The sequence below is a fragment of the Rhodomicrobium vannielii ATCC 17100 genome, assembly GCF_000166055.1.
GTDB lineage: Bacteria > Pseudomonadota > Alphaproteobacteria > Rhizobiales > Rhodomicrobiaceae > Rhodomicrobium > Rhodomicrobium vannielii.
Genome location: NC_014664.1, coordinates 1140054 through 1164122 on the forward strand (window position 1 = coordinate 1140054; position 24069 = coordinate 1164122).

Below are 24069 nucleotides of genomic sequence, written 5' to 3' on the forward strand. Positions count from 1 at the left end.
ATGAAGCCTGTATCGCGGCTCCTGTTGCTCGCGGCCGCTCTTGTTCTGGCCGCGCTTTCCCCCAGTCGCGCGGCCGACAGCGGCAAGCGGGTTGTCACCGTCGGCGGCGACGTCACCGAGATCGTGTTCGCGCTCGGCGAAGGCGGCCGCATCGTCGGTCGGGACACAACTTCCTCCTTTCCGCCCGAGGCCGGACGCGTGCCCGATGTCGGCTACATGCGCCAGCTGGGCGCGGAGGGCGTGCTTTCGCTCAAGCCCGACATCGTGATCGCTTCCGCCGGGGCGGGCCCTGCCGAGGTTCTGAAGCAAATCGAATCCGCAGGCGTGCGCGTGGTGCGCGTTCCCGATCCGCACAGCGTCGAAGGTCTTTTCCAGAAGGTGACGACCGTCGCGGATGCGCTCGATGCGAAGGCGGCTGGCGCAGCACTCACCGCGAAGCTTGCGCAAGACCTCACGAAGGCCAAAGCCGAGATCGCGGACCTGCCGGGCCACCCGCGCGTTCTCTTCATCATCACCGCTGGTGGAGGGCCTCCGATGGCCGCCGGGACGGGCACCGCAGCTGACTCGCTGATCCGGCTTGCGGGCGGCGAAAACGTCTTCGCCGCACATACCGGCTACAAGCCGATCTCGCTGGAAGCCGCTGCCGCCGCGTCGCCCGAAGCCATTGGGCTGATGGACCAGACGCTTCAACAGATGGGCGGCGTCGACGCTGTGGCGAGCAATGCCGCGCTCCGGCTCACACCCGCCGCGAAGGAGAAACGCATCTTCGGCCGCGAAGGCAGCTACCTCCTCAGCTTCGGCCCGCGCCTGCCGCAGGCTTTGTCCGATTTCGCCCACGCCATCCGCGAGAAAGCGGCGGAGAAAGGAGCGCTGTGACAAGCGCCGCCATCGATGTGAGTGCCCGCATCCGCGACATGCGCGCGGCGCAGAACAGAACCAGACGGCTTTTCCTCGTGTGCCTCGCAGCGGGGCTATGCGTGGCCTCACTCGCGGGGCTGGTGATCGGGGCCGTGCCGATCCCGCTCAGCGATGTTTTCGGCGCGCTCTCGCCGTTCCATGACGCGCAAGGGCAATATGGCGAGATCGTGCAGTCCATCCGCATGCCGCGCCTCGCTCTCGGGCTGTGCGTCGGCGCGGTGCTGGGCCTTTCCGGCGCGGCTTTGCAAGGGCTGTTCCGCAATCCGCTGGCCGACCCGGGTATCATCGGCGTGTCGAGCGGGGCGGCGCTCGGCGTCGCGTTCGTGATCGTGCTCGGCAACGCAGTCATGCCGGGCGCGCTCGCCATCGCCGGACCTTTCGCGCTTCCAGTCGCGGCGTTCGGTGGCGGCATGGCGGCACTGCTCGGCGTCTACGCCCTGTCGCGACGCGCGGGCGCGTTGTCCGGCTCGTCGCTGATCCTCGCCGGCATCGCGATCAATGCGATTGCGGGCGCGGCGCTCGGCTATCTTTCCTTCGCCAGCACGGACGAACAGCTGCGCCAGGTCACGTTCTGGACGCTCGGCAGCCTCGGCCGCACGAACTGGGCGAGCCTCATCCCCGCCGCCATCGCGATGATTGCGGCGTCCGTGCTCCTCCTGCGCCTCGCGCCGGTGCTGAACGTCTACCTGCTCGGCGAGCGGGAGGCGGAGCATCTCGGCGTGAATGCCGGTCGCCTCAAGAACCAGGTCATCATGCTGTCGACGCTCGGTGCCGGTGCGGCCGTTGCCGTCTCCGGCATTATCGGTTTCGTGGGGCTTGCCGCGCCGCATATCGTGCGCCTGTTCGCGGGCGCGGATCACCGCGTGGTGCTGCCGGGATCGGCGCTGCTCGGCGCGCTGCTGCTCGTCTCGGCGGACCTTATCGCGCGGACAGCGGTTGCGCCTGCGGAGCTGCCGGTCGGCATCCTCACAAGCGCGCTCGGCGGACCTTTCTTCCTGTGGCTGCTCGGTCGCTATCGCCGCGAGCTATTGTAGCGGCGGTTCGCCCGACCGCATTTTCGGGCGCGGTCGCGGGCAAGACTTGAGCCTGCGATAGAGCGTGTTGCGGCTGATGCCGAGGCGGCGCGCGGCCTCCGACATGTTGCCCTCGCTCGCGAGCACCGCCCGCTCGATCATGCTGTCGGAACTGGCGCGAAGCGATGCGGCCTCGCTGCCATCGTCACCCTCCGACGCGGCGGGGGCGTCGATGTCTTGCAGATCCTCGATCAGATCGTCCGGCAAATGCCGCCAGCCGATCATCACCTCGCCCGGATCGACCACGGCGCAGGCGAACAGCAGCGCATTCGATAGCTGGCGCAGATTGCCCGGCCAGCGATAACGCGCGAACGCGGCCGCGACGTCGGGGGCCAGCATCAGCGACTTGTCCGGCTCAAACGCCGCGAGCATCCGCGCCACGATGGCCATGAAATCGGTGCGCGCACGAAGCGCCGGAAGCTTCAGCGTGAGGCCGTTCAGCCGGTAATAGAGGTCGGAACGGAAACGACCCGCCTCGACCTCGGCCTTGAGCGGCTTGTGGCTGGCTGCGATGAGCGCGAAATCCACCTTCGCGGGCTTTCCTCCACCGAGCGGCACGACCTCGCGTTCCTGAAGCACTCGCAAAAGGCGCGATTGCAGCGAAAGCGGCATGTCTCCAATCTCGTCGAGAAACAGTGTGCCCCCGTTCGCCTCGCGGATGCGACCGGGCGAGCCCTCGCGGCGCGCGCCGGTGAAAGCGCCGGGCGCATATCCGAAAAGCTCTGACTCGATCAGATGCTCGGGCAGCGCCGCGCAGTTCACCGCGATGAAGGGCGCGTCCTTGCGCGGGCCCGAAGCATGGATCGCGGCGGAAACGCGTTCCTTGCCTGCACCCGACTCGCCCTGAAGCAGGATCGGGATCGGCTTGCCAGCCACCTTGCGCGCGCGCTCGATCACGAGCTTCATCGTCTCGTCGCCCGTGTCGAGGTCGGCGAGCGCGTCGCGAAGCGGCAACTCGCGGGGCGCATCCCGCCGATGCGCGGGCGCGATTCGGCTGCCCGGTTCGATGCGAAGGCAAAGCTGCCGCCCGGCGCGGGTCACGGTAGGCGCCACGCGGCCATTCTGGCGATGGGCGAGATCGCAAAGGCTCGGCATGTCGAGCGACAGGAAGGAGCCGATCGCTTTTCGGCCAATATCTTCGGCGCGGAGGTCGAGAAGCACCCGCGCCGCGTGGTTCGCGCCCGCGATGCGACCGTCCTCGGCGAGCGCGACAAGCCCTTCCGCGAGCGTGCCGATACCTTCCGCCTGCGGATGAAGGCGCAGCCGCATCTGGCTCTCGTGATGAAGCTCGAACAGCCGGTTCTCGATCATATGGCTCGCCGCGCTGACGAGCCCCGACGTATGCGGATGGCGCACGCGATGGTGGCCCGACACGTCGATGACGCCGAGAATCCGCCCGTCGGAGCCTGTCACGGGCGCGGCGGCGCAGGTCAGAAAGCGGTTGTGCTCAAGGAAATGCTCCGCGCCATGCACAAGCACGGCAGTTCCTTCAACGATGGCGGTTCCGATGGCATTCGTGCCCCGGTTCGTTTCGTGCCACGACGCACCGGGCTTGAGCGCCACGCGAGATGCTCGCTCCACGAACTCGGCGTCGCCCAGCGCCTCGATCAGCACGCCTTGCTCGTCGGCGAGGACAACCATGCTGCCGGAGCCGCGAACCTGCGCATAGAGATAGTCCATCACCGGCCGGGCGCGTGTCAGAAGCTCGCGCCGACGCTCCAGCGTTTCCTTCAGGCGGGATGTGGAGATGCGGTCTTCGGCATTGAGCCGCCCGAACGGAACCAGCCCGGCGCCAAGACATCGCTCCCAGCTTCGCGAGACGGTCGCGCCGACGAGGGCGGCGGGCGGAATTTCTCCGCGGTCGAGCATCCTGCGGGCGCGATCCATCGACGACGCGCCTCGTGCAGCGTTCTCCATCGGCATGTCTCCCTGGCGGGATGCACTTCGAGGGCATCCTTAGTGTTTGGTAACATTCTCACCGAAAGAGCAGCTGCAACGCAAGAAAAACATCGCGACCGAAGAAACAGCTGTCCCGTTTCGGGACAGTGTAACGAAATGCCACAGAGTGGCGAGGCGGCGCAGACATCGCGAATTCACGATATTTCAGCGACTTAGCACTCTGGCACGGTCCCTGCTATCAGGGCCCGCAGCAAGGGCGCTCGACCGTCCCTGCTTTTGGAGAACGGGAGAAGCCGCGTTGGCGCACCAGCTTCCGCCGGACAAAAAAACTCTCATGGAAGGAAAGCACCATGGCGGAAACCACTTTTTTCATCCCCTCGCTCAATCTCTTCGGCGCGGGCTGCCTCTCGGGCGCTGCTGATCATGCGAAGGCCAAGGGTTTCAAGCGTGCGCTGATTGTAACGGACATGGGTATGTTCAAGCTCGGCGCGGCGGAGAAAATCGCCTCCCTCCTTATCGAGCGCGGTGTGTCGAGCGCGATCTTCCCCGGTGCACAGCCGAACCCGACCGTTAAGAACGTCGAGGACGGGCTCGCGCTGCTCCTGCAGGAAAACTGCGATGTCGTGATCTCGCTCGGCGGCGGCTCCGCGCACGACTGCGCGAAAGGCATCGCGCTGACAGCCACCAACGGCGGCAGCATCAAGGATTACGAGGGTGTCGACAAATCGCCCAAACCGCAGCTCCCGCTGATCGCAATCAACACCACGGCCGGCACGGCGAGCGAAATGACGCGCTTCTGCATCATCACCGACGAGGATCGTCACGTGAAGATGGCCATCGTGGATCGGCACACAACGCCGATCCTCTCGGTCAACGATCCCGTGCTGATGCTCGGCAAGCCTGCGCCGCTGACCGCCGCCACCGGCATGGACGCGCTGACCCATGCCATTGAGGCCTACGTTTCCATCGCCGCCACGCCCATAACGGACGCCTGCGCGCTCAAAGCCGTGTCGATCATCTCGAACAACCTTCGCGATGCGGTCGCCGACGGGCAGAACCTCGCCGCGCGCGAGGCGATGTCCTATGCGGGCTTCATGGCGGGCATGGCGTTCAACAACGCATCGCTCGGCTATGTGCATGCGATGGCGCATCAACTCGGCGGCTTCTACGACCTGCCGCACGGCGTCTGCAACGCAATCCTGCTGCCGCATGTTCAAAGGTATAACGCGCAGGTCGCAGCGACGCGGCTCAAGGATGTGGGACACGCCCTGGGCGTCGACACAACGGGTATGTCGGACGAGAAAGGCGCCGATGCGTGCATCCATGCGATCCAGCGGCTCTCAACGGATATAGGCATTCCGCCAAACCTCACCGGACTTGGCATGAAGGATGAGGATGTGCCCATACTCGCCACGAACGCGCTGAAGGACGCCTGCGGCTTCACCAATCCGAAGCAGGCCAACCAGGCCGAGATCGAGGCGATCTTCCGCGCGGCGGCCTAGGCTCAAACGGTTTCCGTCCGCCCCTCCCACTCAGGACGGATTGGCTCGGGGTTGGCGTTTGGCCCCGAGCCTCTTTCTGCCTGGGAAGAGCGCGTAGGCTCAAACGACGTTATCGGGAGCGAGCGCGCACGACTCGGCATCGCCGCGCTCGATTTGCAGCGTCACATGCTCGATGCCGAATTCCTCGTGCAAGTCGTGACCGGCGCGCGCGATGAAGGCGTCGCCCGGATGGCCTTCCGGCATCACGAGATGACAGGTCAGCGCGGTTTCGGTGGTGCTCATCGCCCAGATATGCAGATCGTGGATGCAGGCGACGCCGGGCAGCGCTTCGAGATGGCGGCGCACCGCGACCGGATCGATACCGGGCGGCACAGCTTGCAGCGCCATGTTCACCGAATCGCGCAACAGGCCCCAGGTTCCCGCCACGATGACGCCCGCAATCGCGAGGCTGACCAGTGGGTCCACCCACATCCAGCCCGTCTGCCAGATCAGGAAAGCCGCCAGCAGCACGCCGACCGACACGCCCGCGTCTGCCGCGAGATGCAGGTAAGCGCCGCGAATGTTGATGTCCCCGTGCCGCCCGCGCATGAACAAAAGCGCTGTGCCGCCGTTGATGACAATACCGATGGCGGAGGCGATCATCACGCCGCCAGCAGCCACCGGCTCGGGATAGAAAAACCGCCGCGCGGCTTCGAGCGCGATGGCACCCACCGCGATCAGCAGGATGATGGCGTTGGCGAGCGCTGCGAGGATCGACGTTGAGCGATAGCCATAGGTGAAGCGCTCCGTCGGCCGTTTTTTTGCCGCCGTCGCCGCCCCCCAGGCCAGCAGAAGGCCGAACACATCGGACAGGTTGTGTCCGGCGTCGGCGAGGAGCGCCACGGAGTTCGCGATCACGCCATAGACGACCTGCGCCGCGACAAGCGCGATATTGAGCCCCACGGCGATGGCGAAAGCCGATTGAAAGTTCTGCGGGGCGTGGCCGTGAGCATGGGCGTGCGAGTGGCCGTGACTGCTATCGTGATTATGTCCGTGCATGCGACCCGCCGAGTTTTTCTTGCTTTCGGGACACCGTAGCTTGCGGAGACGTTGGTGGATACTAAAGAATTCAGCTCTTCGGTTGATGCGAGATGAACAAAGACTTGGCGCGCGCGGGGTGGCGGGGGAGCGACACCGCCAGCGGAGCGATTTTGACGTTCGAGTCCCGCTGCGCCTGCCGCAGCCCAAACTTGCCTTGGACGCCCACTTTACTTTTCCGGCGCCATCGTCGAAATTCCGCGAGGCGCGGTTGGAGGCTTCATGAGCGTATTTTCATCGGATGGCGTGGACATAGCCTACACGGTCGAGGGCGAAGGCGATCCGATCCTGCTCATTCACGGCTTCGCGTCAAACGCGGCCACGAACTGGAAAGACACGGGCTGGACCCGCTGGCTTACCGGTAACGGCTTTCGCGTCGTGACCTTCGATAATCGCGGCCACGGCGCAAGCAGCAAGCTCTACGAGCCGGACGCCTACGCGGGGCCAGTGATGGCGGAAGACGCGCGCCGCCTGCTCGATCACCTCGACATCGCCCGCGCGGACGTCATGGGCTATTCCATGGGAGCACGCATCGCGGCGTTCCTCGCGCTGGCCCATCCCGAGCGGGTGCGGCGGGCGATCTTCGCGGGGCTCGGCGCAAACATGATAAGCGGCGTCGGCGACCCGCAGCCCATCGCCGACGCGCTTATGGCCGACGATCCGGCAGCCGTGGCCGACGCAAACGCGCGCGGCTTCCGCATCTTCGCGGACCAGACGAAGAGCGACCGGCGGGCGCTCGCCGCGTGCATCAAGGCATCGCGCGACCGCATCCCCGGCGACGAACTCGCCACGCTGACAATGCCGGTCCTCGTCGCGGTCGGCACCGACGACACCATCGCCGGACCGCCCGGACCGCTGGCCGACGCGATCCGGGGCGCGAAAACGCTCGATATTCCGGGCCGCGACCACATGAAGGCCGTCGGCGATCGCGCCTTCAAGGACGGTGTGCTGACCTTCCTGCGACAGGGATCATGATTATTTTCTATGCAACTGCAACGACTGGCAAAACTTTGCACAGTTCGAAGCGATCGGTTAGACTGCGGGAACTTTTACGGGCGTGAGAGGGCTTTCGCCACATGTTGAAAAATGAGCGGAAGGGCAGATCTGCGAAAGTGGCGCCCTACGATCCCGTTTGGGAGGTGATCCGCGACGAAGCGCGCGATATCGCCCAGCGAGAGCCGGAGCTGACGGCGTTCGTTTATGCCACGGTGCTCAATCAGCGGACCCTTGAACAGGCGGTCTGCCACCGGCTTGCTTCCCGCCTCGGTCATGAGGACGTGAATTCCGATCTAATCCGCCAGATCTTCAACGGCGTGATCGAGACGAATCCCGAACTCGGCGTCGTTTTCCGCGCGGACCTCTCGGCCGTCTACGACCGCGATCCGGCATGCAGTCGCCTCATCGATCCGCTTCTCTATTTCAAGGGCTTCCACGCGCTGGAGACGCAGCGATTCGCGCACGCGCTTTGGCAACAAGGTCGCCTTGACTTCGCCATGTACCTCCAGAGCCAGTCCTCCCGCGTCTTCGGGATCGACATCCACCCCGCCGCGAAGATCGGGCGAGGCATCATGTTCGACCACGGGTCGGGTATCGTCATCGGCGAAACGGCCGAAATCGGCGATAACACCTCGCTCCTGCATAGCGTCACGCTTGGCGGCAGCGGCAAGGAAACGGGCGACCGCCATCCGAAGATCGGGCGCGGCGTGATGATCGGCGCGGGCTCGAAGATCCTCGGCAACATCCATGTCGGCGACTGCGCGCGCATTGCGGCTGGCAGCGTCGTTTTGAAGGACGTTCCGCCGAAAACGACTGTTGCGGGAGTGCCTGCGAGAGTGGTAGGCGAAGCGGGCTGTGCGCAGCCCTCCCGTATGATGGATCAGGCGCTCAACGGAAATTGCGGCTGCTACGAAGAAAGCGCCGAACAGACAGGCAGATCATGACGCCCGCAGAAACAAAGGCCCTCGAAAAATACCTCCGGAAAACTTTCAGCCTGGAGGCCATTGAGGTCAAGAAACGCCAGAAGAAACAGGACTCCGTCGAAGTGTTCGTGAAAGAGGAGTTCGTCGGCGTTATCTACAAGGACGACGAGGATAATGAAGTCAGCTATCAATTCCAGATGGCGATCCTCGAAGACGATCTGAAGGAATAGGAAAGGCGCGCCATGGCGATCTACGCTCTCGACGGTATTTCCCCGGAGTTGCCGCCTGAGGGCGATTACTGGATCGCGCCGACAGCCGTGCTTCTCGGCCGCGTTGCGCTCGGCCGCGACGCTTCGGTTTGGTTCGGTTCGGTTCTGCGCGGCGACAACGATCCCATCGAGATCGGCGACGGCACGAACATCCAGGACATGACGATGATCCACACGGATCTCGGCGCGCCTACAAGTGTCGGACGCGGCTGCACCATCGGCCACCGCGTCACGCTGCATGGCTGCACTGTGGGCGACAACTGCCTCATCGGCATGGGTGCGACAATCCTCAATCACGCCGTGATCGGCGACAATTGCCTCATCGGAGCAGGCGCGCTCATCACCGAGGGCAAGCAGATCCCCGCGGGATCGGTGGTGCTCGGATCGCCCGGCAAGATCGTGCGCGAGGTCACAGCAGCGGAGATCGAAGGGTTCAAGCGATCGGCTGCGGGCTACATGGCCAACGCACGCCGTTTCCGCGCCGGTCTCGCCTCGGGGAGCGTCTGATCGCGACGTTGGCAGCGCGGTGTCGTCCAAAACGAGTGGTAGACAAAAATTTGGCCGGTCCCTTGGCGTGAGGCACCGGCCATATCCTTTGACACCGGCGGGGACGGGACTTGGGGGGCAAGGGAGCCGGCGTCATCGGTTCGTGTAAATAACGCTTGCGAGCCATCGGGGTTCCGGCGCGTTTGAAAATTCTCTCAGCGCCCGCTCGAACGCGCTATCGAGGCCCGTTTCGCATGAAGAAGCGCGGTCGCGACACGTCCTTTCCAGAAGCGAAAGCTCCCCCGAATTGGCGCGGAAGGCATGCGCGATGGCATGCTTGCGCGTTTCCCGCTTCGCGCGCATCATGAGAGTTGCCCGAAACGCAAAAATGCGGCGGGCACTGCGGCATCAGGCTCGCCGCGACCGTATTCTGGGAGGAATACCATGAGCGTTGCAGGAATTCTCAAAGGCAAAGGCCGCAAAGTGCTCAGCGTGCTGCCGGATCGAACGGTTTTCGAGGTCGTTCGTCTGCTCCACGCCAACCGCATCGGCGCCGTCGTGGTGGTCGACGAGCAGCACCATGTGCTCGGCATCGTTTCGGAACGAGACATCGTGCGCATCCTGGCGGAACGCGGAGCCGCTGCACTCGAAGAGACGGTGGCCGACCACATGACCCGCCCCGTCTCCACCTGCTCGGAGCATCACAGCATCGATTGGGTCATGGAGGAGATGACACAGCATCGCTTCCGGCATGTTCCCGTCACCGAGAAGGAGCGCCTCGTCGGCATCGTTTCTATCGGCGATGTGGTGAAGGCCAAGCTTGACGTAGCGGAAGCCGAAGCGGCGCAGATGCGACAGTATTTCGCCGCCAGCTAAGCCCGGTCGTCCACGCGAAGGCGCCTCGCTTTCCTGACATCCCCCTCCGATTGAGGAAAAGCGCATCGGGCGCTTTTCCTTTCGAATGGCCGCTTGGGCGCAGCCTTCGCGAGCGGGATTCCAAACTTTACGCGTGCCCAGGTGCCAGCCCTTCAGGCGTAAGCGGTTGCTTGGCGGCATGCAGCCAGGCGGATGAAGCATATGCGCCAGACCACTAGGCGCTGATGCTCGGCCGCTCAACGCCTTCACGCCGGAGCGAGGCAAGGTAGCGCTGCGCCGCAAGACGCCCCTGCTCGATGGCCTGTTCGGCCTTGTGGAAATCGAACAGCCCGATGCCGTCGAGATGAACCTGAATGGTGGCGTCCGGCGGATCGCCCGCGAGCCTTGAACGCGCGATGCGGTTCTGCGTGATGTTGAACGCTTCGAGCACCACGCGCGGAATTCCCGGCGATGCATCGCGGTCGCGCTTGCGCCCGCCGCTGCCGCCCCACACCTGCCGCCGCACCAGCGCGAAGCGGCTTTTCCTCGGGCGCTCGTCCACCTCGGCCCGTTCCGGCTGCTGGTCGAAAGACGCTTCCGCTTCGACAGGGTACAGCGTATTGCGGACGTAGTGGCCGGAATGAAGCGTCACCGCGATCACGAAATGCGCGCCCATTGCGCGCGCCGCTGTCACGGGAACCGGGTTCACGAGCGCGCCGTCCATGAGCCAGCGCCCGCCTATCCGCACAGGCTTGAAAATGCCAGGCAGCGCGTAGGACGCACGAAGCGCCGCCGCGAGCGACCCCTTCGTGAGCCACACTTCCTGCCCTGTGCCGAGTTCGGTCGCGATGGCGGCGAATTTCTTCGGCAGTTCCTCGATGTGAAGATCGCCGATATGCGAAGCGAGCGTCTTTTCCAGCCGCTTGCCGGACACAAGGCTCGATCCCGCGAGATTGACGTCGAGATACCGGATCAGCTTGCGCATCGTCATTTCGCGCGCGAAACTTTTCAGGTCGCTGAGTTGGCCCGCCGCGTAATATCCGCCGGCGACCGCACCGATCGAAGTGCCCGCAACGATGTCCGGTTCAAACCCGGCTTCGATCAGCACTTCAAGCACGCCGATATGGGCAAGCCCGCGCGCCGCGCCGCCGCCAAGAGCAAGTCCGACCTGTGCCTTCCTCATGCCCTGTCCCGCCTGTGAATCGCCATTCCAACGGACAAGGAACGGGATTTAAGGAGCGAGTGCGACGTTCTGACGACAGTTCTGTGGTTCACGGTTCGGTGGCTTGACATTGGTCCTTCGTTTCGACCGGTGTCTCCGCACTGTAACCTATCCCGCGATAAGAAACGGGTTAAACCCTTCTTTCCGGGCACTTTATTTTGTAACGAATTCGAGAGCGACCCCATCGGCGCCCGCATCGACGCGCCGGTAGAAGCACGAGTGGCGGCCCGTGTGGCAGGCGGCTTCACCCTGAAGCGCCACCTTCACGAGGAGAATGTCCTGATCGCAATCGGTGAGAAGCTCGCGAACGCGCAGCACGTTGCCGCTCGTTTCGCCCTTCTTCCACAGCGATTTGCGCGAACGGCTGTAGAAATGCGCCTCACCCGTTTCAAGGGTCAGCCGCAGCGCCTCCGCGTTCATGAAGGCGAACATGAGGACGACGCCATCCGCGCCCGTCACGATGGCCCCGATCAGGCCGTGTTCATCGAAGCGCGGCGTGAAAGCCGTGCCTTCCTCAAGCTCCGCCTTGCTCGTGGACGGCTTGGCGAACGAAAGTTTGCTGTGGGCGCTCATTATTCCCTCATCGGCTCGCCAGAACGCGCGTGCCGTTCACAAGTTGCATGAAGCGGTCGCGCTCGGCCTTGTCTTCGCTGAAGACACCGGTGAAGCGCGTGGTGATCGTCGTCGTGCCCTTTTTGTGCACACCGCGCATCGTCATGCACTGATGCAGCGCGTCGATCATCACGGCGACGCCCTTCGGCTTCAACGCATCCTGAATGCAATTCGCGATCTGGGCCGTCATCGTTTCCTGCGTCTGCAAGCGCTTGGCGTAGATGTCGACCACCCGCGCGAGCTTTGAAATGCCGACGATGCGCCGATCGGGGATGTAGGCCACATGCGCGACCCCGATGATCGGCACCATGTGATGCTCGCAATGCGACGCGAAATCGATGTCGCGCAGCATGACGATGTCGTCATAGCCCTGCACGTCCTCGAAGGTGCGCGAAAGCTCATCCACCGGATCGCCGTCATAGCCCCAGAAATATTCGGCATAGGAATCGACGACGCGCTTCGGCGTATCGATCAGCCCTTCGCGGGTTGGATCGTCGCCCGTCCATGCGAGGAGCGTGCGGACGGCGGCTTCCGCTTCCTCGCGCGAAGGACGTTGCGAGTCAGCCGATGCGCGCAAGCCGGTCTGCGGTTCCCGCAATGGCGGTACCGGCGCTGACGCTTTTCTTTCCATGAAGCGAACCTCTGCGCGGGGCGCGGGCGTAAAAAACGGGGCCCCGCGATGATCGGTGAAACCGGACGAAGAACCACCTCCAATTGGTGACGATTGCATGCGTCGCGTCAAAACAGCATATAATCGTAACGGAGAGGGCGGCAAGTCCGCAAGGCCGCGCTTCAGGCGGGCGGGTGCCGAGTTCAGGATCAGGATGGCCAATCTGGAAGACATCTACACCGGAAGAGTGCTTGAGCTTTCGGCGAACATGCCTCGCGCGGGGCGCCTCGAAAGCCCGGATGCGACGGCATCTGCGCATTCGCGGCTTTGTGGCTCGCGCATCACGGTCGACCTCAAGATGGAGGGCGACCGCGTGACGGACTATGCGCAGGACGTGCGCGCATGCCTGCTCGGCCAGACGTCGGCGGCGGTCATGGGCGCGAACATCGTCGGCTCCACGGCGGCGGAGCTTCGCGCGGTGGGTGCAAAGATGCGGCGCATGCTTAAGGACGGCGGCGAGCCGCCGTCCGGGCGCTGGGCGGACCTCGCCATCCTCGAAATGGTGCGCGATTACAAGGCACGGCACGCCTCCACGCTCCTCGTGTTCGACGCGGTAGAAGACGCGATTGCCGAGATCGAGGCAAAGCGCCAGCGCTGACGCGACACTTTTGAACCGCGCGTCGCGCCACCGCTGTTGCAAGCGCCGGGCGTTCGTGGGAAAGCTTTCGCAAAATTCCCGCCCAGTTCCAACGGCACGCACCCAGGCACGCTCCCCATGAAATTCACGCTTTCCTGGCTCAAGGACCATCTCGAAACCGATGCCACGCTCGACGAGATCGCGGCGAAGCTCACGCTCATCGGCCTCGAAGTCGAAGGCATCGAGAACAAGGCCGCGAAGCTCGAAAGCTTCATCGTCGCGCGCGTCGTCGAGGCGGAGCCGCATCCGAACGCCGACAAGCTGCGCGTGCTGAAGGTCGACAACGGCACTGAGCTGTTGCAGGTCGTCTGCGGCGCGCCGAACGCGCGGGCTGGGCTTCTCGGCGTGTTCGCGCAGCCCGGCACCTATGTTCCCGGCCTCGACGTGACGCTCGGCAAGGCGAGCATTCGCGGCGTCGAGTCGCTCGGCATGATGTGTTCCGAGCGCGAGCTTCTGCTTTCCACCGAGCATAACGGCATCATCGAGTTGCCCGAGACGGCGGCGGAGCATGTCGGCAAGCGCTTTGTGGATTACGCCGGGCTTGACGATCCGGTGATCGAAATCGCCATCACGCCGAACCGCCCCGATTGCCTCGGCGTGCGGGGTGTGGCGCGCGACCTCGCGGCGGCGGGTGTTGGCACGCTGAAGCCCGCGCCGGAAGTCTTCGAGGGCGGCGCGTTCCCCTCCCCCATCGCCATCGAATTGCCGCTTCCCGAAGGCGCGGAAAACGCCTGCCCGCATTTTGTCGGCCGCCTCGTGCGCGGCGCAAAGGTCGGCCCATCGCCCGAGTGGCTGCAACGCCGCCTCAAGGCCATCGGCCTGCGCCCGATCAATGCGGCGGTAGATGTCACGAACTACGTCTCCTACGACCGCGCGCGCCCGCTCCACGTCTACGACGCCGACAAGCTCGAAGGCCCCATCGCGGCGCGTCTCGGTCGGGCGGGCGAAAGCTTCATCGCGCTCGACGGCAAGACGTATGAGGTGGACGACACCATGTGCGTGATCGCCGATGCGGCGCGCGTGCTGGGTCTCGGCGGCGTCATGGGCGGCGAAGCCTCCGGCACGACCGAAGCGACGACCTCCATCTTCATCGAAAGCGCGTATTTCGACCCCGCGCGCACAGCTGCCACCGGCCGCAAGACCGGCATCAATTCGGACGCGCGCTTCCGCTTCGAGCGCGGCATCGACCCGCAAAGCCAGTTCGAGGGGCTGGCGCTGGCAACGAAGCTGATCCTCGACTTCTGCGGCGGCGAGGCGAGCGAGGTGGTTTCGGCTGGCGTCGCCCCGTCCGGCAAGCCCGCCGTGTCGTTCGATCCGGCGCTCGTGCAGAAGCTGTCTGGCGCGCGCTTCTCGGGTGCGGAGATCGCCACGGCGCTGAAGCATCTCGGCTTCACCATCGCGGGCACCGGTCCGGCCTTCACCGTCACCCCGCCGTCATGGCGACCGGACATCAACGGGGCGGCCGACCTCGTTGAAGAGGTGGTACGTCTTTCTGGCGCCGAGCGCATCCCCTCGACGCCGCTGCCGCGCGATCCCGGCATTGCCCGCGCCGTGCTCACGCAGAGCCAGAAGCGCGTGCTCGCCGCGCGGCGCACACTCGCCACGCGCGGTCTCGTCGAAGCCGTTACGTGGTCCTTCATCTCCGAGGCCGAAGCACGCCATTTCGGCGGCGGTGCTGCGGCGCTGAAGCTCGCCAACCCGATTTCGAGCGAAATGACCGACATGCGGCCGAGCCTCCTGCCCGGCCTTCTGGAAGCGGCGCGCGCGAACGCCAATCGCGGCTTCGCGGACGTTGCGCTGTTCGAGATCGGCCAGTTTTTCCGGGGCGCTCGGCCCGAGGATCAGGCCAACGCGGCGAGCGGCGTCCGCACCGGCACCGCTCGAATCGGCGGCGCGGGCCGGCACTGGGATGGCGCGGCCAAGGCGGTCGACGTGTTCGACGCGAAGGCGGACGCGCTCGCCGTGCTCGAAGCGCTGGGCCTCGACCCCGCCCGCGTGCAGGTTACGCGCGAAGCGCCCGCATGGTATCACCCCGGTCGCTCGGGCGCGCTGAAGCTCGGGCCGAAGACCGTGCTCGGTCATTTCGGCGAGCTTCACCCCGAAACGCTGAAGGTGCTCGACATTTCCGGCCCTGTCGCCGTGTTTGAAATCTTCCTCGACGCCGTCCCCGCGCCGCGCAAGAAGGGCACCGCCAAGGGCGCGCTCGTCGTCTCCGGCTTCCAGCCCGTGCAGCGCGACTTCGCCTTCCTCGTCGACAAGGATATCGAGGCCGCAGCCGTCCTGCGCGCCGCCGAGGGTGCCGAGAAGGCGCTCATCAGCCGCGTCGCCGTGTTCGACGTGTTCGAGGGCAAGGGCGTGCCGGATGGCAAGAAATCGCTCGCCATCGAGGTGACGCTCACCCCGCCCGACCGCACGCTGACGGAAGCCGAGATCGAGGCCGTATCGCAGAAGGTCATCGCGCAGGTGCAGAAAGCCACCGGCGCGGAACTACGCGGGTAGCGACTGCGTTGGAGCGGCCCGTCAGAGCGCGTGACGCGCTGACGGGCAAGGTAATCAGGCAATCGACCGCGCCACGCGGAAGCCGTAATAGCCGAGGCGTATGTCGCCATAGAGCCGCGAACGGCTTGCCGCACGAAGGAATTGCGGGCCGTCGCCCCACGAGCCGCCGCGCAGCACATGGCCGGAATTGCCGTTGACCTGCGGGCCGCCGCTCGCCTTCAGATGGTCCTTCTTTTCCCAGTAGCCGCGGTGCCACTGATCTGCGCACCATTCCGAGACATTGCCGTGGACCTGATACAGGCCCCACGGATTCGCCTCGAACTCCAGCACCGGCACCGTGCCGTTGCGATGCACGCCCGCCTCGCCGCCGCCTTCGTAGACGTGCGTGCCGTCGTAATTCGCCTGCTCCGGCGTGATCGACGCGCCCCACCAGAACGGCGTCGTCGTGCCAGCGCGGGCGGCGTATTCCCATTCGGCCTCGGACGGCAACCGGTACTGCTTGCGCGTGATTTTGCTCAGCCATTCCACATAGGCGGTGGCGTCCCTCCAACTCACACCGACGATGGGGTGGCTGTCATCCTGCGGGAAACTTTGATTGCGAAGCGTGCCCGCGTCGTGGCCAGTTGCCGCGACGAACGCCTTGAACTCTCCGCGCGTGACCGCCGCGCGCCCAATGGCGAACGGCTTCGGGATGGTCGTCTCGTGTTGCGGGCTCTCCGCGCCGACCTCCCACGCCTCGCGCTGCGGCTCGTCGTTCGGCGCGCCCTGCAGGAAGCGGCCCGCAGGCACGACGACCAGCTCCGGCCCCGCCTCGATATCCTTGAACCATTCGGTCTTGCCCACGCCCGGCACGAACCAGCGCCCGTGCTCGTTCGTCGGGTGCGGCGCGTCGACCTCGATCCGGCCTTCCTCCTTGTAGAGCGTTTCAAGCCGCTCGCGCTCGGCGCGCTCCTCCTCGGTCTCGACGCGGGCGGGCGCGGCGGGAGCCTCCACCACGGGCGCGAACGCCGGCAGGTCGTCAGCGGCCGGAGACTGCGATCCGAAGATGATCGAAAGAATTGAACGGCCCATTTCCCGGCTCCCTTGCCCGCTCCTGGCCCGCCCGTTCCACGCCGAACGGCGGAGCCGCTGAAAATCGTATCCTGCCCATCGGGTACGACAAGCCGCGCGAGAGCGCAAGGCGGAGGCGGCGACAACGTCAACGCCGCCCGGCTGCGGCTGGGCTACACGCCCGCGCCGCCCGTCACCTTCACCGCGAAGGCATAGGCCAGCGCGTCCTCCTTCAACTGCTCGAAGCGGCCGGACGCGCCGCCGTGGCCCGCGTCCATGTTGATCTTGAGCAGCAGGATATTGTCGTCCGTCTTTGTCGCGCGGAGCTTCGCCGCCCATTTCGCGGGCTCCCAATAGGTCACGCGCGGATCGGTGAGGCCACCTGTAATGAGCGTCGCCGGGTAAGTCTGCGCGCGCACATTGTCGTAGGGCGAGTAGGCCGCAATGGTGCGGTAATCCTCCACGCTCGCGATGGGGTTACCCCATTCGGGCCACTCAGGCGGGGTGAGCGGCAGCGTGTCGTCGAGCATGGTGGAGAGCACGTCCACGAAGGGCACATCCGCCACGACGCCCGCGAACAGCTCCGGCGCCATGTTCGCCACCGCGCCCATCAGCATGCCGCCAGCCGAGCCGCCATGCGCCACGATGCGCCCTTCGCCCGTGAAACGCTCCCCCGCGAGATAGCGCCCGGCCGCGACGAAGTCCTTGAAGGTGTTCGTCTTCTTCGCGAGCTTGCCGTCCTTGTACCAGCGATAACCCTTGTCCTTGCCGCCGCGAATATGCGCGATGGCGTAGACGAAGCCGCGATCGACGAGGCTGAGGCGCGTGGTCGAGAAGCCCGCCGGGATGGACATGCCGTAGGAGCCGTAGCCGTAGAGGAGGCACGGCGCGGTGCCGTCGAGCGGGGTGTCCTTGCGGTAGAGGAGCGACACGGGCACGGTCTCGCCGTCCCACGCGGGCGCGTAGACGCGGCGCGTGACGTAATCGGCCGCGTTGTGGCCGCTCGGCACTTCCTGCGTCTTGCGAAGCGTCCGCTCGCGGGTGCGCATGTTATAGTCGAACACTTGGCGCGGCGTCGTCATCGAGGAATAGACGAAACGAAGCGTGTCGGTGTCGTATTCATAGCCTTCGGCAAAGCCCAGCGAATAGGCTTCCTCGTCGAAGGCGATGGCGTGCTCGGTGCCGTCCGCCGCATTGCGGATAACGATGCGCGGCAGCCCGTCCTCGCGTTCGAGCCGCACGATCCAGTCCTTGAAGCAGGTCGCGTCGAGGATGAGGCGCCCCGGCTTGTGGGGCACGAGATCGCGCCAGTTCGCGCGGCCGGGCGCATCGACCGACGTTTGCATGATCTTGTAGTCTTCCGCGCCGTCCGCGTTCGTCAGGATGATGAAGCGGCCTTCATGATGATCCACGCTGTAATCGTGGTTGACCTCGCGCGGCGTGACAACGCGCAAGCCCTGCTCCGGCGCGGCGAGGTCGAGGAAATGCACTTCCGCCGTCTCGTGATCGCCCGCGCTGATGAAGATGAAGCGCTTGTCGAGGCTTTCGCCAACGCGGGTGAAGAAGCCCTGATCCTTCTCGCGATAGACAAGCTCATCCTCGCTCGCGGGCGTGCCGAGACGGTGGCGCATCACCTGAAGCGGGCGGCGATGCTCGTCAACGCGGATGTAGTAGAAGGCGCTCGCGTCCGGCAACCATGCCGCACCACCTTCGGAGTCGGGCACGAAATCGGCGGTATCTTCCCCGGTTTCGAGGTCGCGCACGCGGAACGCGTAAAACTCCGAGCCCTTGTCATCATAGGCATAGGCGAGCTTCTTGTGATCCGGGCTCCAGTCGATCGCACCGAGCGAGAAATAGGGCTTGTCCTTCGCCAGCGCATCGCCGTCGAGCAGCACGTGCGGTGCACCGCCGCCACGCGGCTCGCGGATGAAGCGCGGATGCTGTCCGCCGACAACAAAGTCGGTGAAATAGGCGAAGGGACCGTCCGGCGCGGGCACCGAGGAGTCATCCTCCTTGATGCGGCCCTTCATCTCGCGGAACAGCGTATCCTGAAGCGCTTCCGTGTCCGCCATCGCGGCCTTGGTGTAGGCGTTCTCGGCTTCGAGATAGGCGCGCACATCGGCCGCCAGCGCGGACGGATCGCGCATCACCTCCTGCCAATTGTCTACGCGCAGCCACGCATAATCGTCGACGCGTTCGATGCCGTGATGGATGTCGCGGGCGGGCCGCTTCTCGGCAACGGGCGGTTGGGAGGGGGTCTCGTGCGCGTGGCTGTCCATGGCCTGCCCTTTCGTTGCGTGAGGTGGTGCATCGTTATTAAGCGCTCCGGGCCTCCATCTCAACGGCAGTCCGGGCGATAATCCGTGCTCTCCCGCCCGTGATCGCGAAAATCTGACTTCGTTTTCATGAAGCGCCATCGAAAGCGATGCTAGAACGGCATGCTGGACCAACAACTTACGGATGAAAACCGCATGATGACCCTGCCGCGCCGCCTCGCCGCCGCTTTCGCATTCGCCGCCTCGACGGCGTTTCTTTTCGCGCCGCACGCAGCCGCCGCGAAGGACGATCCGCTCTCGCGCGAGGCCATGTACGAAGACCCCGACGCGCCGGTGAGCGGCAACCCGAAAGGCGACGTGACCATCGTCGCGTTCCTCGACTACAACTGCCCCTACTGCAAAAAGTCGGTCGGCGACCTCAAGCGCATCGTCAAGGACGACGGCAAAATTCGCCTGATCTACAAGGAATGGCCGATCCTCGGAAACGCGTCGAAACTTGCGTCGAGGCTTGCGCTCGCGGCCAATTATCAGGGCAAGTACGAAGCCGCGCATGATGCTCTCATGCGGGCGGTCAACCACTCATCGACGAAGGCGCAGCTCGTGAAGGCGCTCGGCAACGCCGGCATCGACACGCCACGGCTTGAAGCCGACCTCGCGGCGCATGGAAAGGACATCGACCGGGCGCTCGCACGCAACGACGCGCAGGGCGACATCGTCGGCTTTCAGGGCGCGCCCACCTATCTCATCGGCCCGCTCGTCTCCTCGACGCTCGATTACGCGGGCTTCAAGCGCGCCGTAGCCGATGCGCGGACGCGCCAGGCGGCGCAATAGCCGGAGCGGCGCGGATTGTACAAAGCCGAGCAAGGAGCGGTTAGCGCGAGGCGGTCATAATCAGCGAAAGCGCGGACGGCGTGAGTGCCGATGCCGCGCGCTATGACCAAGGCGCGCGACACGCCGCAGGAAAGGCCATCGCATGAAGTCCCTTCCGCCCTCTCTGGGTTGCGCTGGCCCTTCTCACGGCAGCGGCGGTTTTCTATTCGTGGGTGCAGGCGTGGACCACCGACTATTCCGCATGGCATATCGTCGGCCTTGGCCTGAGCGTAGTGTTCCTCGCGCTCGTCTGGCTTTATCCCGGCGTCCGCCAGCCGACGAAGCCACCGCGCTGAGGCGGCCTGCCGAAGCGCGCCGCGTTGACATCCGCCTACGGAATTGCTAGTCACCGCCTCGGTTGGCAGTTCACCAAGGCGTTGCCGCCCCGCAAGGGGAGCTAAACCTGCCATATATTCGGTGTCACGGACTCTTATCCCGCGCCAGGTCGCAAGACGGCAACCCCGACAATCCAGCATGGATCGGCGCATGTCGAGGGGTAAGCCATGCCGAATCTCGTCCAACGCCAACGCGCGGGCACCTGCGCGCATTTCGTCTCACCAACCATGATCCAGACGGCCCTCGGGCCTGTCGAATGCGCCTCTTACGGCGAAGGTCCGGCCATAATCGCCTTGCACGGCGGATTGGGCGGGTTCGACCAGAGCCTGCTTTTGGCGCGTGCCGCCATCTCCCCGCCTAGGTTTCGAATACTGGCCATATCGCGTCCCGGCTATCTCGGAACGCCGCTGAGCGCAGGCGCTACGCCGGAGAAACAGGCGGATCTTTGCAGTGCCCTTCTCGATGCGCTCGGGATCAACAGCGCCGCAATCATAGCTGTCTCGGCCGGAGGGCTCGCCGCGCTTCAGTTTGTCCTGCGCCATCCAGAACGGTGCTGGGGCTTGGTGCTGGTCTCCGCCGCGACAGGCCATCTCGACGCGCCGCCCGAGGTTCCCGACCGCCTCACCGCGATGAGGCTACTGTCGCGCATTCCCTTCGCAACGGCCCTGATGCGATGGCGCATGGGGCTCACGCCTGAAGCCTCAGCACGACGCTCGATCGCAGCGGCCGACTTGCGGCAGAGCACCCTCGCCCATCCCGAGGCCGGCCCGCTGATGCACGCGCTTTCGTCGAGCGTGCTCCAAAGGCTGCGGGAACGTCTGCCCGGCGTCACGAACGACATGGCACAGTTGGAAGCAATGGATGGCTATCCGTTGCAGGATATTGCCGGGCCGGTCCTTGTCGTGCATGGCACCGGCGACCGCGTTGTGCCCTTTTCGCATGCGCTGGAAGTTGCGAACAGGATGGAGCGTTCGGAACTCATGGCGATCGAGAACGGCGAGCATGTAAGTCTGTTCACGCATCTCGACGCCATAAGGGAGCGCGTCGGGATCTTTCTCGCCCGTCATACCCCTGTGCGGTGACGTCGTTCACACACGCTGACGGCTCCTGATTATCCGACCCAGTGCTCTGGCGCACAGGTTTGCTTCCCACGCGCAACCAGATGGTCCAAACGTGTGCGCAGGGAGCCGCCGCAAGTGTCGATCGGTGCCGAGAACCGCTGAATACGGAGCGATCTTCAGCCACCCGGCCCTTTTCGCCTGCCGCACGCAAACTTCTTTCATCCCGGGATGACATAACGGGCGATCATATGTTGCCTAGTTCCCGAACTCTTGATATGAGGATGCGCGCGCGGCAGGCGGCATGCGAAGTGGCCCTTCGGGTTCGCCGTTATTATTCGTATGTCCGCGTTCCCCCGCTACGGAGAGGTGCTAGAGTGGTTGAATAGGCCGGTCTCGAAAACCGGAGTACGGGCAACCGTACCGTGGGTTCGAATCCCACCCTCTCCGCCAAATTCTCGCCGCAAAAATTTCCGTAAGCACCTATTCCAATTCACTGTTTTGCCTTAGAGCGAATTACTTCAGACTTGCTTTGCCCGGATGTGCTATACATTTTGATGCACAATTTGGGAGAGGCGCGGCTGTGAAAGACACAACCATTTTCAAGCGGGCCGATACGTGGCAACTCCGCCGCCGCGTGCCCGCGCGCTATGCCCCCGTCGAAGAGCGCAAGGTGATCTGGCTCAGCCTTCACACAGATTCGGAAAGCGTGGCGCGCCGCAAGGCCGCTGCTGCATGGGTGCAACTCGAAGAGGCCTGGGAGGCCCGTCTCGCGGGCGACACGAACGATGCGGAGAAGCGTTACGCGGCGGCCCTGAACCTTTGCGGAATGCGCGGCTTTCGCTACCTGCCTGCCGAAAAGATCGCGGCCTTGCCGGAGGAAGAGCGCATCCGGCGCGTGGAAGCCGTCGCTTCCGGCAAGCCGGAACGCTTTGAAGCGGCGGCTTTGCTCGGCGGCATAGCGAACCCGCCGCTCACGGTGACGCGGGCGCTCGATCTCTATTGGACGCTTGCCAGGGATCGAACATTGGGCAAGAGCGAGGACCAGCTTCGCCGCTGGCGCAACCCGCGCATGAAGGCCGTAAAGAACTTCGCCCATGTGATCGGCGCGAAGCCACTCGCCGAAATCACCGCCGACGATGTACTTAACTTCCGTGAATGGTGGATCGAGAAGATTGAGGCCGAAGACCTGTCGCCCAGCAGCGCGAACAAGGATTTTACCCATCTCGCGGACATGGTGCGCACGCTCAACCGCATGAAGCGGCTCGGCCTGCCGGACCTGTTTCGTGGTGTGGCGCTCAAGGAAGGCGCCAAGCGCACCAGGCCTCCGTTCTCAACCGAATGGACAAGGATGCGCCTCATCGCTCCCGGAGCGCTGGACGGCCTCAACACCGAAGCCCGCTGCATTGTGCTGGGCATGGTCAACACCGGCTACCGGCCAAGCGAGGCGGCAGGATTGCTGCCGGACCATATCAGGCTCGAAGGCCCGATCCCCTTCATCTCGATCGAACCTGTAGGGCGGCAACTCAAGAACGAGACGAGCAAGCGTATCATCCCGCTCGCGGGCGTGTCGCTCGAAGCGTTCCGGGAGTGCAAACAAGGCTTTCCACGTTATCGAAATTCCAGTGCGACGCTGAGCGCAACGGTGAACTCATATTTCCGCGAGAATGGTCTGCTCGAAACGGAAGATCACAGCCTCTATTCCCTTCGCCATTCTTTCGAGGATCGGTTAATCGCCACGCATGCGGACGAGCGCATCCGGCGCGACCTGTTCGGGCACGCCTATAACCGCGAGCGCTACGGCAAGGGCGGAAGCCTCGAACGCTTGCGCGAAACGATTTTGGCGGCAGCGCTCTGAGCGACTTCGCGGGCGCGCTCCCACGCCTTCGCCTTTTCCATGTCGCGCTCGAAGGCCATGAAGACGGGCAAGAGCGCGGGGTTCTGAGTAGCGAGCCGTGCAACTTTCGCATGGGCTGCCTTCAGGCGCTCGATGTCCTTGAGGGTGCGCATGGCTCACACTCCCACGTTGCGGGCGAACCGTCCGAACTCGTCACGGCGTACCGCTCCAGATGACCCAGACATGTTGCAGCTTGCAGCCTTCCAAGCGCTGCGTGTGCGTTGCACGCGCCTCAGGCCCACGCCGAGCCCTCGGCTTGGTGTCTCGTGAGAACCGCGCCATTTCCCCTTTTTGGAAATGCCTTGGGCAGGGAGGAAGGGATGCGGAGAGACATGCGGCCTCATCGAACCTTCCTTTCACGATTATAAACGGGGCAATCAAAGATCAGCTCTCGTCCCGTCCGCACCTCAACGCCGAAGACTTTCGCGGCGAGGTCTGCGCCATGCGCCCGCGCAAAGGACGTAATCAGCTCATCCCAGTAAAGCGCTCGGCCGGAGGCCGTCTCCGGATAAGGTCGCGCGAAGGCGGCGATGGACGCCGCATGGATCCGTTCGAATTCGTTCGAAGAGCCGGGTTCTGGTACGTCGCTTGGTGGCTTGACGCGGGCTCTTTTCCTGGGCTTGCCGCGCACCGGGGGCTTGTGCCCTGCAGAAGCAACCGCGAGGGCATCCACGCCGATAGACTGAAGCCACAGCAATTCCGCCACCGGCCCAAGCGGCGAAGCCAGGTTCAGGCAAACGCGGCACAGTGGCAAGGCCCAGACCGGTTTTCGCGGGGGTATTCGGATTTTCAATGCATGAAGGGCGATTGCCGGCTGCTTTCGGCACGCAACGCAGCCGGCTTCTGTCGGGGCTTGACGAGGGACGCGATCACTCGCCGCCTGTACACATGTGATCGACGGCGTTTGTCGCGCGCCGGCGGGCGAAACTCGCCCTTTGGAAGCA

General features: G+C 64.7%; 23 protein-coding genes and 1 tRNA gene. 15 read left to right on the plus strand and 9 right to left on the minus strand.

What is annotated here, in order from left to right:
• The gene (locus tag RVAN_RS05155; protein WP_013418704.1) at nt 1-876 is read left to right on the plus strand and encodes a heme/hemin ABC transporter substrate-binding protein; all 876 of its coding nucleotides are present in this window, start codon (nt 1-3) and stop codon (nt 874-876) included.
• Nucleotides 873-1952: a FecCD family ABC transporter permease gene (locus RVAN_RS05160; protein WP_013418705.1), complete on the plus strand. Its 1080-nt coding sequence runs from the start codon at nt 873-875 to the stop codon at nt 1950-1952. The genes RVAN_RS05155 and RVAN_RS05160 overlap by 4 nt, the downstream gene beginning before the upstream one ends.
• On the opposite strand, the gene RVAN_RS05165 is transcribed toward RVAN_RS05160, so the two are convergent.
• Nucleotides 1944-3908 carry a sigma-54-dependent Fis family transcriptional regulator gene (locus RVAN_RS05165; protein ID WP_210160454.1) on the minus strand — a complete coding sequence of 655 codons (1965 nt, stop codon included), beginning with the start codon at nt 3906-3908 and terminating at the stop codon, nt 1944-1946. The two genes, RVAN_RS05160 and RVAN_RS05165, sit on opposite strands and share 9 nt — an antisense overlap.
• A gap of 332 nt (nt 3909-4240) precedes the next feature.
• Between RVAN_RS05165 and yiaY the strand changes: the two genes are divergently transcribed.
• Nucleotides 4241-5392 (plus strand): L-threonine dehydrogenase, encoded by a 1152-nt coding sequence (gene yiaY, locus RVAN_RS05170; protein WP_013418707.1) that lies wholly within the window; start codon nt 4241-4243, stop codon nt 5390-5392.
• 99 nt (nt 5393-5491) lie between these two features.
• Here the strand turns inward: yiaY and RVAN_RS05175 are convergent, their stop codons facing one another.
• Entirely contained in the window at nt 5492-6430 is a 939-nt protein-coding gene (locus RVAN_RS05175) for a cation diffusion facilitator family transporter (RefSeq protein WP_013418708.1), read from the minus strand.
• 261 nt (nt 6431-6691) lie between these two features.
• On the opposite strand from RVAN_RS05175, the gene RVAN_RS05180 reads away from it, so the two are divergent.
• The 5 genes from RVAN_RS05180 to RVAN_RS05205 all read left to right on the plus strand — a co-directional run bounded on the left by RVAN_RS05180 (nt 6692) and on the right by RVAN_RS05205 (nt 10019).
• Complete coding sequence (locus RVAN_RS05180) at nt 6692-7444, plus strand: alpha/beta fold hydrolase (protein ID WP_013418709.1); 753 nt, start codon at nt 6692-6694, stop codon at nt 7442-7444.
• Nucleotides 7445-7545: 101 nt separating this feature from the next.
• Nucleotides 7546-8409, plus strand: coding sequence for a serine O-acetyltransferase (cysE, locus tag RVAN_RS05185; RefSeq protein ID WP_013418710.1), 864 nt, complete (start codon nt 7546-7548; stop codon nt 8407-8409).
• Nucleotides 8406-8618, plus strand: a complete 213-nt coding sequence (locus RVAN_RS05190) for a DUF3126 family protein (protein ID WP_013418711.1) — start codon at nt 8406-8408, stop codon at nt 8616-8618. Before cysE ends, RVAN_RS05190 begins: the two co-directional genes overlap by 4 nt.
• A gap of 12 nt (nt 8619-8630) precedes the next feature.
• Nucleotides 8631-9164, plus strand: a complete 534-nt coding sequence (locus RVAN_RS05195) for a gamma carbonic anhydrase family protein (RefSeq protein WP_013418712.1) — start codon at nt 8631-8633, stop codon at nt 9162-9164.
• Between the two features lie 423 nt (nt 9165-9587).
• Nucleotides 9588-10019: a CBS domain-containing protein gene (locus RVAN_RS05205; RefSeq protein ID WP_013418713.1), complete on the plus strand. Its 432-nt coding sequence runs from the start codon at nt 9588-9590 to the stop codon at nt 10017-10019.
• A gap of 214 nt (nt 10020-10233) precedes the next feature.
• Here the strand turns inward: RVAN_RS05205 and RVAN_RS05210 are convergent, their stop codons facing one another.
• The 3 genes from RVAN_RS05210 to folE form a co-directional block, all read right to left on the minus strand.
• Nucleotides 10234-11181, minus strand: coding sequence for a patatin-like phospholipase family protein (locus tag RVAN_RS05210; protein WP_013418714.1), 948 nt, complete (start codon nt 11179-11181; stop codon nt 10234-10236).
• Between the two features lie 192 nt (nt 11182-11373).
• Nucleotides 11374-11793 (minus strand): phosphoribosyl-AMP cyclohydrolase, encoded by a 420-nt coding sequence (hisI, locus tag RVAN_RS05215; protein ID WP_013418715.1) that lies wholly within the window; start codon nt 11791-11793, stop codon nt 11374-11376.
• A gap of 7 nt (nt 11794-11800) precedes the next feature.
• On the minus strand, nt 11801-12463 hold the full coding sequence (gene folE / locus RVAN_RS05220) for a GTP cyclohydrolase I FolE (protein WP_013418716.1): 663 nt from the start codon (nt 12461-12463) through the stop codon (nt 11801-11803).
• A gap of 193 nt (nt 12464-12656) precedes the next feature.
• Here folE and RVAN_RS05225 point away from each other — a divergent pair, with 193 nt between their 5' ends.
• Together RVAN_RS05225 and pheT are read left to right on the plus strand one after the other, a co-directional pair.
• Nucleotides 12657-13100, plus strand: coding sequence for an iron-sulfur cluster assembly scaffold protein (locus tag RVAN_RS05225; protein WP_013418717.1), 444 nt, complete (start codon nt 12657-12659; stop codon nt 13098-13100).
• A 117-nt stretch (nt 13101-13217) separates the two neighbouring features.
• Nucleotides 13218-15638, plus strand: a complete 2421-nt coding sequence (gene pheT / locus RVAN_RS05230) for a phenylalanine--tRNA ligase subunit beta (protein WP_013418718.1) — start codon at nt 13218-13220, stop codon at nt 15636-15638.
• Nucleotides 15639-15692: 54 nt separating this feature from the next.
• Here the strand turns inward: pheT and RVAN_RS05235 are convergent, their stop codons facing one another.
• Complete coding sequence (locus tag RVAN_RS05235; protein ID WP_013418719.1) at nt 15693-16709, minus strand: formylglycine-generating enzyme family protein; 1017 nt, start codon at nt 16707-16709, stop codon at nt 15693-15695.
• Between the two features lie 152 nt (nt 16710-16861).
• Complete coding sequence (locus RVAN_RS05240; RefSeq protein WP_013418720.1) at nt 16862-18967, minus strand: S9 family peptidase; 2106 nt, start codon at nt 18965-18967, stop codon at nt 16862-16864.
• Nucleotides 18968-19159: 192 nt separating this feature from the next.
• Between RVAN_RS05240 and RVAN_RS05245 the strand changes: the two genes are divergently transcribed.
• The 5 genes from RVAN_RS05245 to RVAN_RS05260 all read left to right on the plus strand — a co-directional run bounded on the left by RVAN_RS05245 (nt 19160) and on the right by RVAN_RS05260 (nt 23086).
• On the plus strand, nt 19160-19795 hold the full coding sequence (locus RVAN_RS05245) for a DsbA family protein (protein WP_013418721.1): 636 nt from the start codon (nt 19160-19162) through the stop codon (nt 19793-19795).
• A gap of 212 nt (nt 19796-20007) precedes the next feature.
• Nucleotides 20008-20130, plus strand: coding sequence for a hypothetical protein (locus RVAN_RS20975; RefSeq protein WP_280642119.1), 123 nt, complete (start codon nt 20008-20010; stop codon nt 20128-20130).
• A gap of 207 nt (nt 20131-20337) precedes the next feature.
• On the plus strand, nt 20338-21252 hold the full coding sequence (locus RVAN_RS05250) for an alpha/beta fold hydrolase (RefSeq protein WP_013418722.1): 915 nt from the start codon (nt 20338-20340) through the stop codon (nt 21250-21252).
• A gap of 339 nt (nt 21253-21591) precedes the next feature.
• Nucleotides 21592-21681 (plus strand) — tRNA-Ser (locus tag RVAN_RS05255).
• 130 nt (nt 21682-21811) lie between these two features.
• Nucleotides 21812-23086, plus strand: a complete 1275-nt coding sequence (locus RVAN_RS05260; RefSeq protein ID WP_013418723.1) for a DUF6538 domain-containing protein — start codon at nt 21812-21814, stop codon at nt 23084-23086.
• Here RVAN_RS05260 and RVAN_RS19505 read toward each other — a convergent pair.
• Both RVAN_RS19505 and RVAN_RS20030 read right to left on the minus strand, forming a co-directional pair.
• Nucleotides 23026-23238, minus strand: coding sequence for a hypothetical protein (locus RVAN_RS19505; RefSeq protein ID WP_013418724.1), 213 nt, complete (start codon nt 23236-23238; stop codon nt 23026-23028). The genes RVAN_RS05260 and RVAN_RS19505 overlap by 61 nt on opposite strands.
• Before the next feature lie 227 nt (nt 23239-23465).
• Complete coding sequence (locus RVAN_RS20030; RefSeq protein WP_041787287.1) at nt 23466-23831, minus strand: hypothetical protein; 366 nt, start codon at nt 23829-23831, stop codon at nt 23466-23468.
• Nucleotides 23832-24069 lie beyond the last annotated feature (238 nt).

Excerpts from the sequence above, each read along its gene's own strand:
- RVAN_RS05175 (WP_013418708.1), bottom strand. The coding sequence starts at position 6,430 with ATGCACGGACATAATCACGATAGCAGTCACGGCCACTCGCACGCCCAT.
- RVAN_RS05225 (WP_013418717.1), top strand. The coding sequence starts at position 12,657 with ATGGCCAATCTGGAAGACATCTACACCGGAAGAGTGCTTGAGCTTTCG.
- RVAN_RS05180 (WP_013418709.1), top strand. The coding sequence starts at position 6,692 with ATGAGCGTATTTTCATCGGATGGCGTGGACATAGCCTACACGGTCGAG.
- RVAN_RS05240 (WP_013418720.1), bottom strand. The coding sequence starts at position 18,967 with ATGGACAGCCACGCGCACGAGACCCCCTCCCAACCGCCCGTTGCCGAG.
- yiaY (WP_013418707.1), top strand. The coding sequence starts at position 4,241 with ATGGCGGAAACCACTTTTTTCATCCCCTCGCTCAATCTCTTCGGCGCG.
- RVAN_RS05190 (WP_013418711.1), top strand. The coding sequence starts at position 8,406 with ATGACGCCCGCAGAAACAAAGGCCCTCGAAAAATACCTCCGGAAAACT.
- hisI (WP_013418715.1), bottom strand. The coding sequence starts at position 11,793 with ATGAGCGCCCACAGCAAACTTTCGTTCGCCAAGCCGTCCACGAGCAAG.
- RVAN_RS05205 (WP_013418713.1), top strand. The coding sequence starts at position 9,588 with ATGAGCGTTGCAGGAATTCTCAAAGGCAAAGGCCGCAAAGTGCTCAGC.
- RVAN_RS05195 (WP_013418712.1), top strand. The coding sequence starts at position 8,631 with ATGGCGATCTACGCTCTCGACGGTATTTCCCCGGAGTTGCCGCCTGAG.
- RVAN_RS05210 (WP_013418714.1), bottom strand. The coding sequence starts at position 11,181 with ATGAGGAAGGCACAGGTCGGACTTGCTCTTGGCGGCGGCGCGGCGCGC.
- RVAN_RS05250 (WP_013418722.1), top strand. The coding sequence starts at position 20,338 with ATGCCGAATCTCGTCCAACGCCAACGCGCGGGCACCTGCGCGCATTTC.
- RVAN_RS05165 (WP_210160454.1), bottom strand. The coding sequence starts at position 3,908 with ATGGAGAACGCTGCACGAGGCGCGTCGTCGATGGATCGCGCCCGCAGG.
- cysE (WP_013418710.1), top strand. The coding sequence starts at position 7,546 with ATGTTGAAAAATGAGCGGAAGGGCAGATCTGCGAAAGTGGCGCCCTAC.
- RVAN_RS05245 (WP_013418721.1), top strand. The coding sequence starts at position 19,160 with ATGATGACCCTGCCGCGCCGCCTCGCCGCCGCTTTCGCATTCGCCGCC.
- RVAN_RS19505 (WP_013418724.1), bottom strand. The coding sequence starts at position 23,238 with ATGCGCACCCTCAAGGACATCGAGCGCCTGAAGGCAGCCCATGCGAAA.
- pheT (WP_013418718.1), top strand. The coding sequence starts at position 13,218 with ATGAAATTCACGCTTTCCTGGCTCAAGGACCATCTCGAAACCGATGCC.
- RVAN_RS05155 (WP_013418704.1), top strand. The coding sequence starts at position 1 with ATGAAGCCTGTATCGCGGCTCCTGTTGCTCGCGGCCGCTCTTGTTCTG.
- RVAN_RS05235 (WP_013418719.1), bottom strand. The coding sequence starts at position 16,709 with ATGGGCCGTTCAATTCTTTCGATCATCTTCGGATCGCAGTCTCCGGCC.
- folE (WP_013418716.1), bottom strand. The coding sequence starts at position 12,463 with ATGGAAAGAAAAGCGTCAGCGCCGGTACCGCCATTGCGGGAACCGCAG.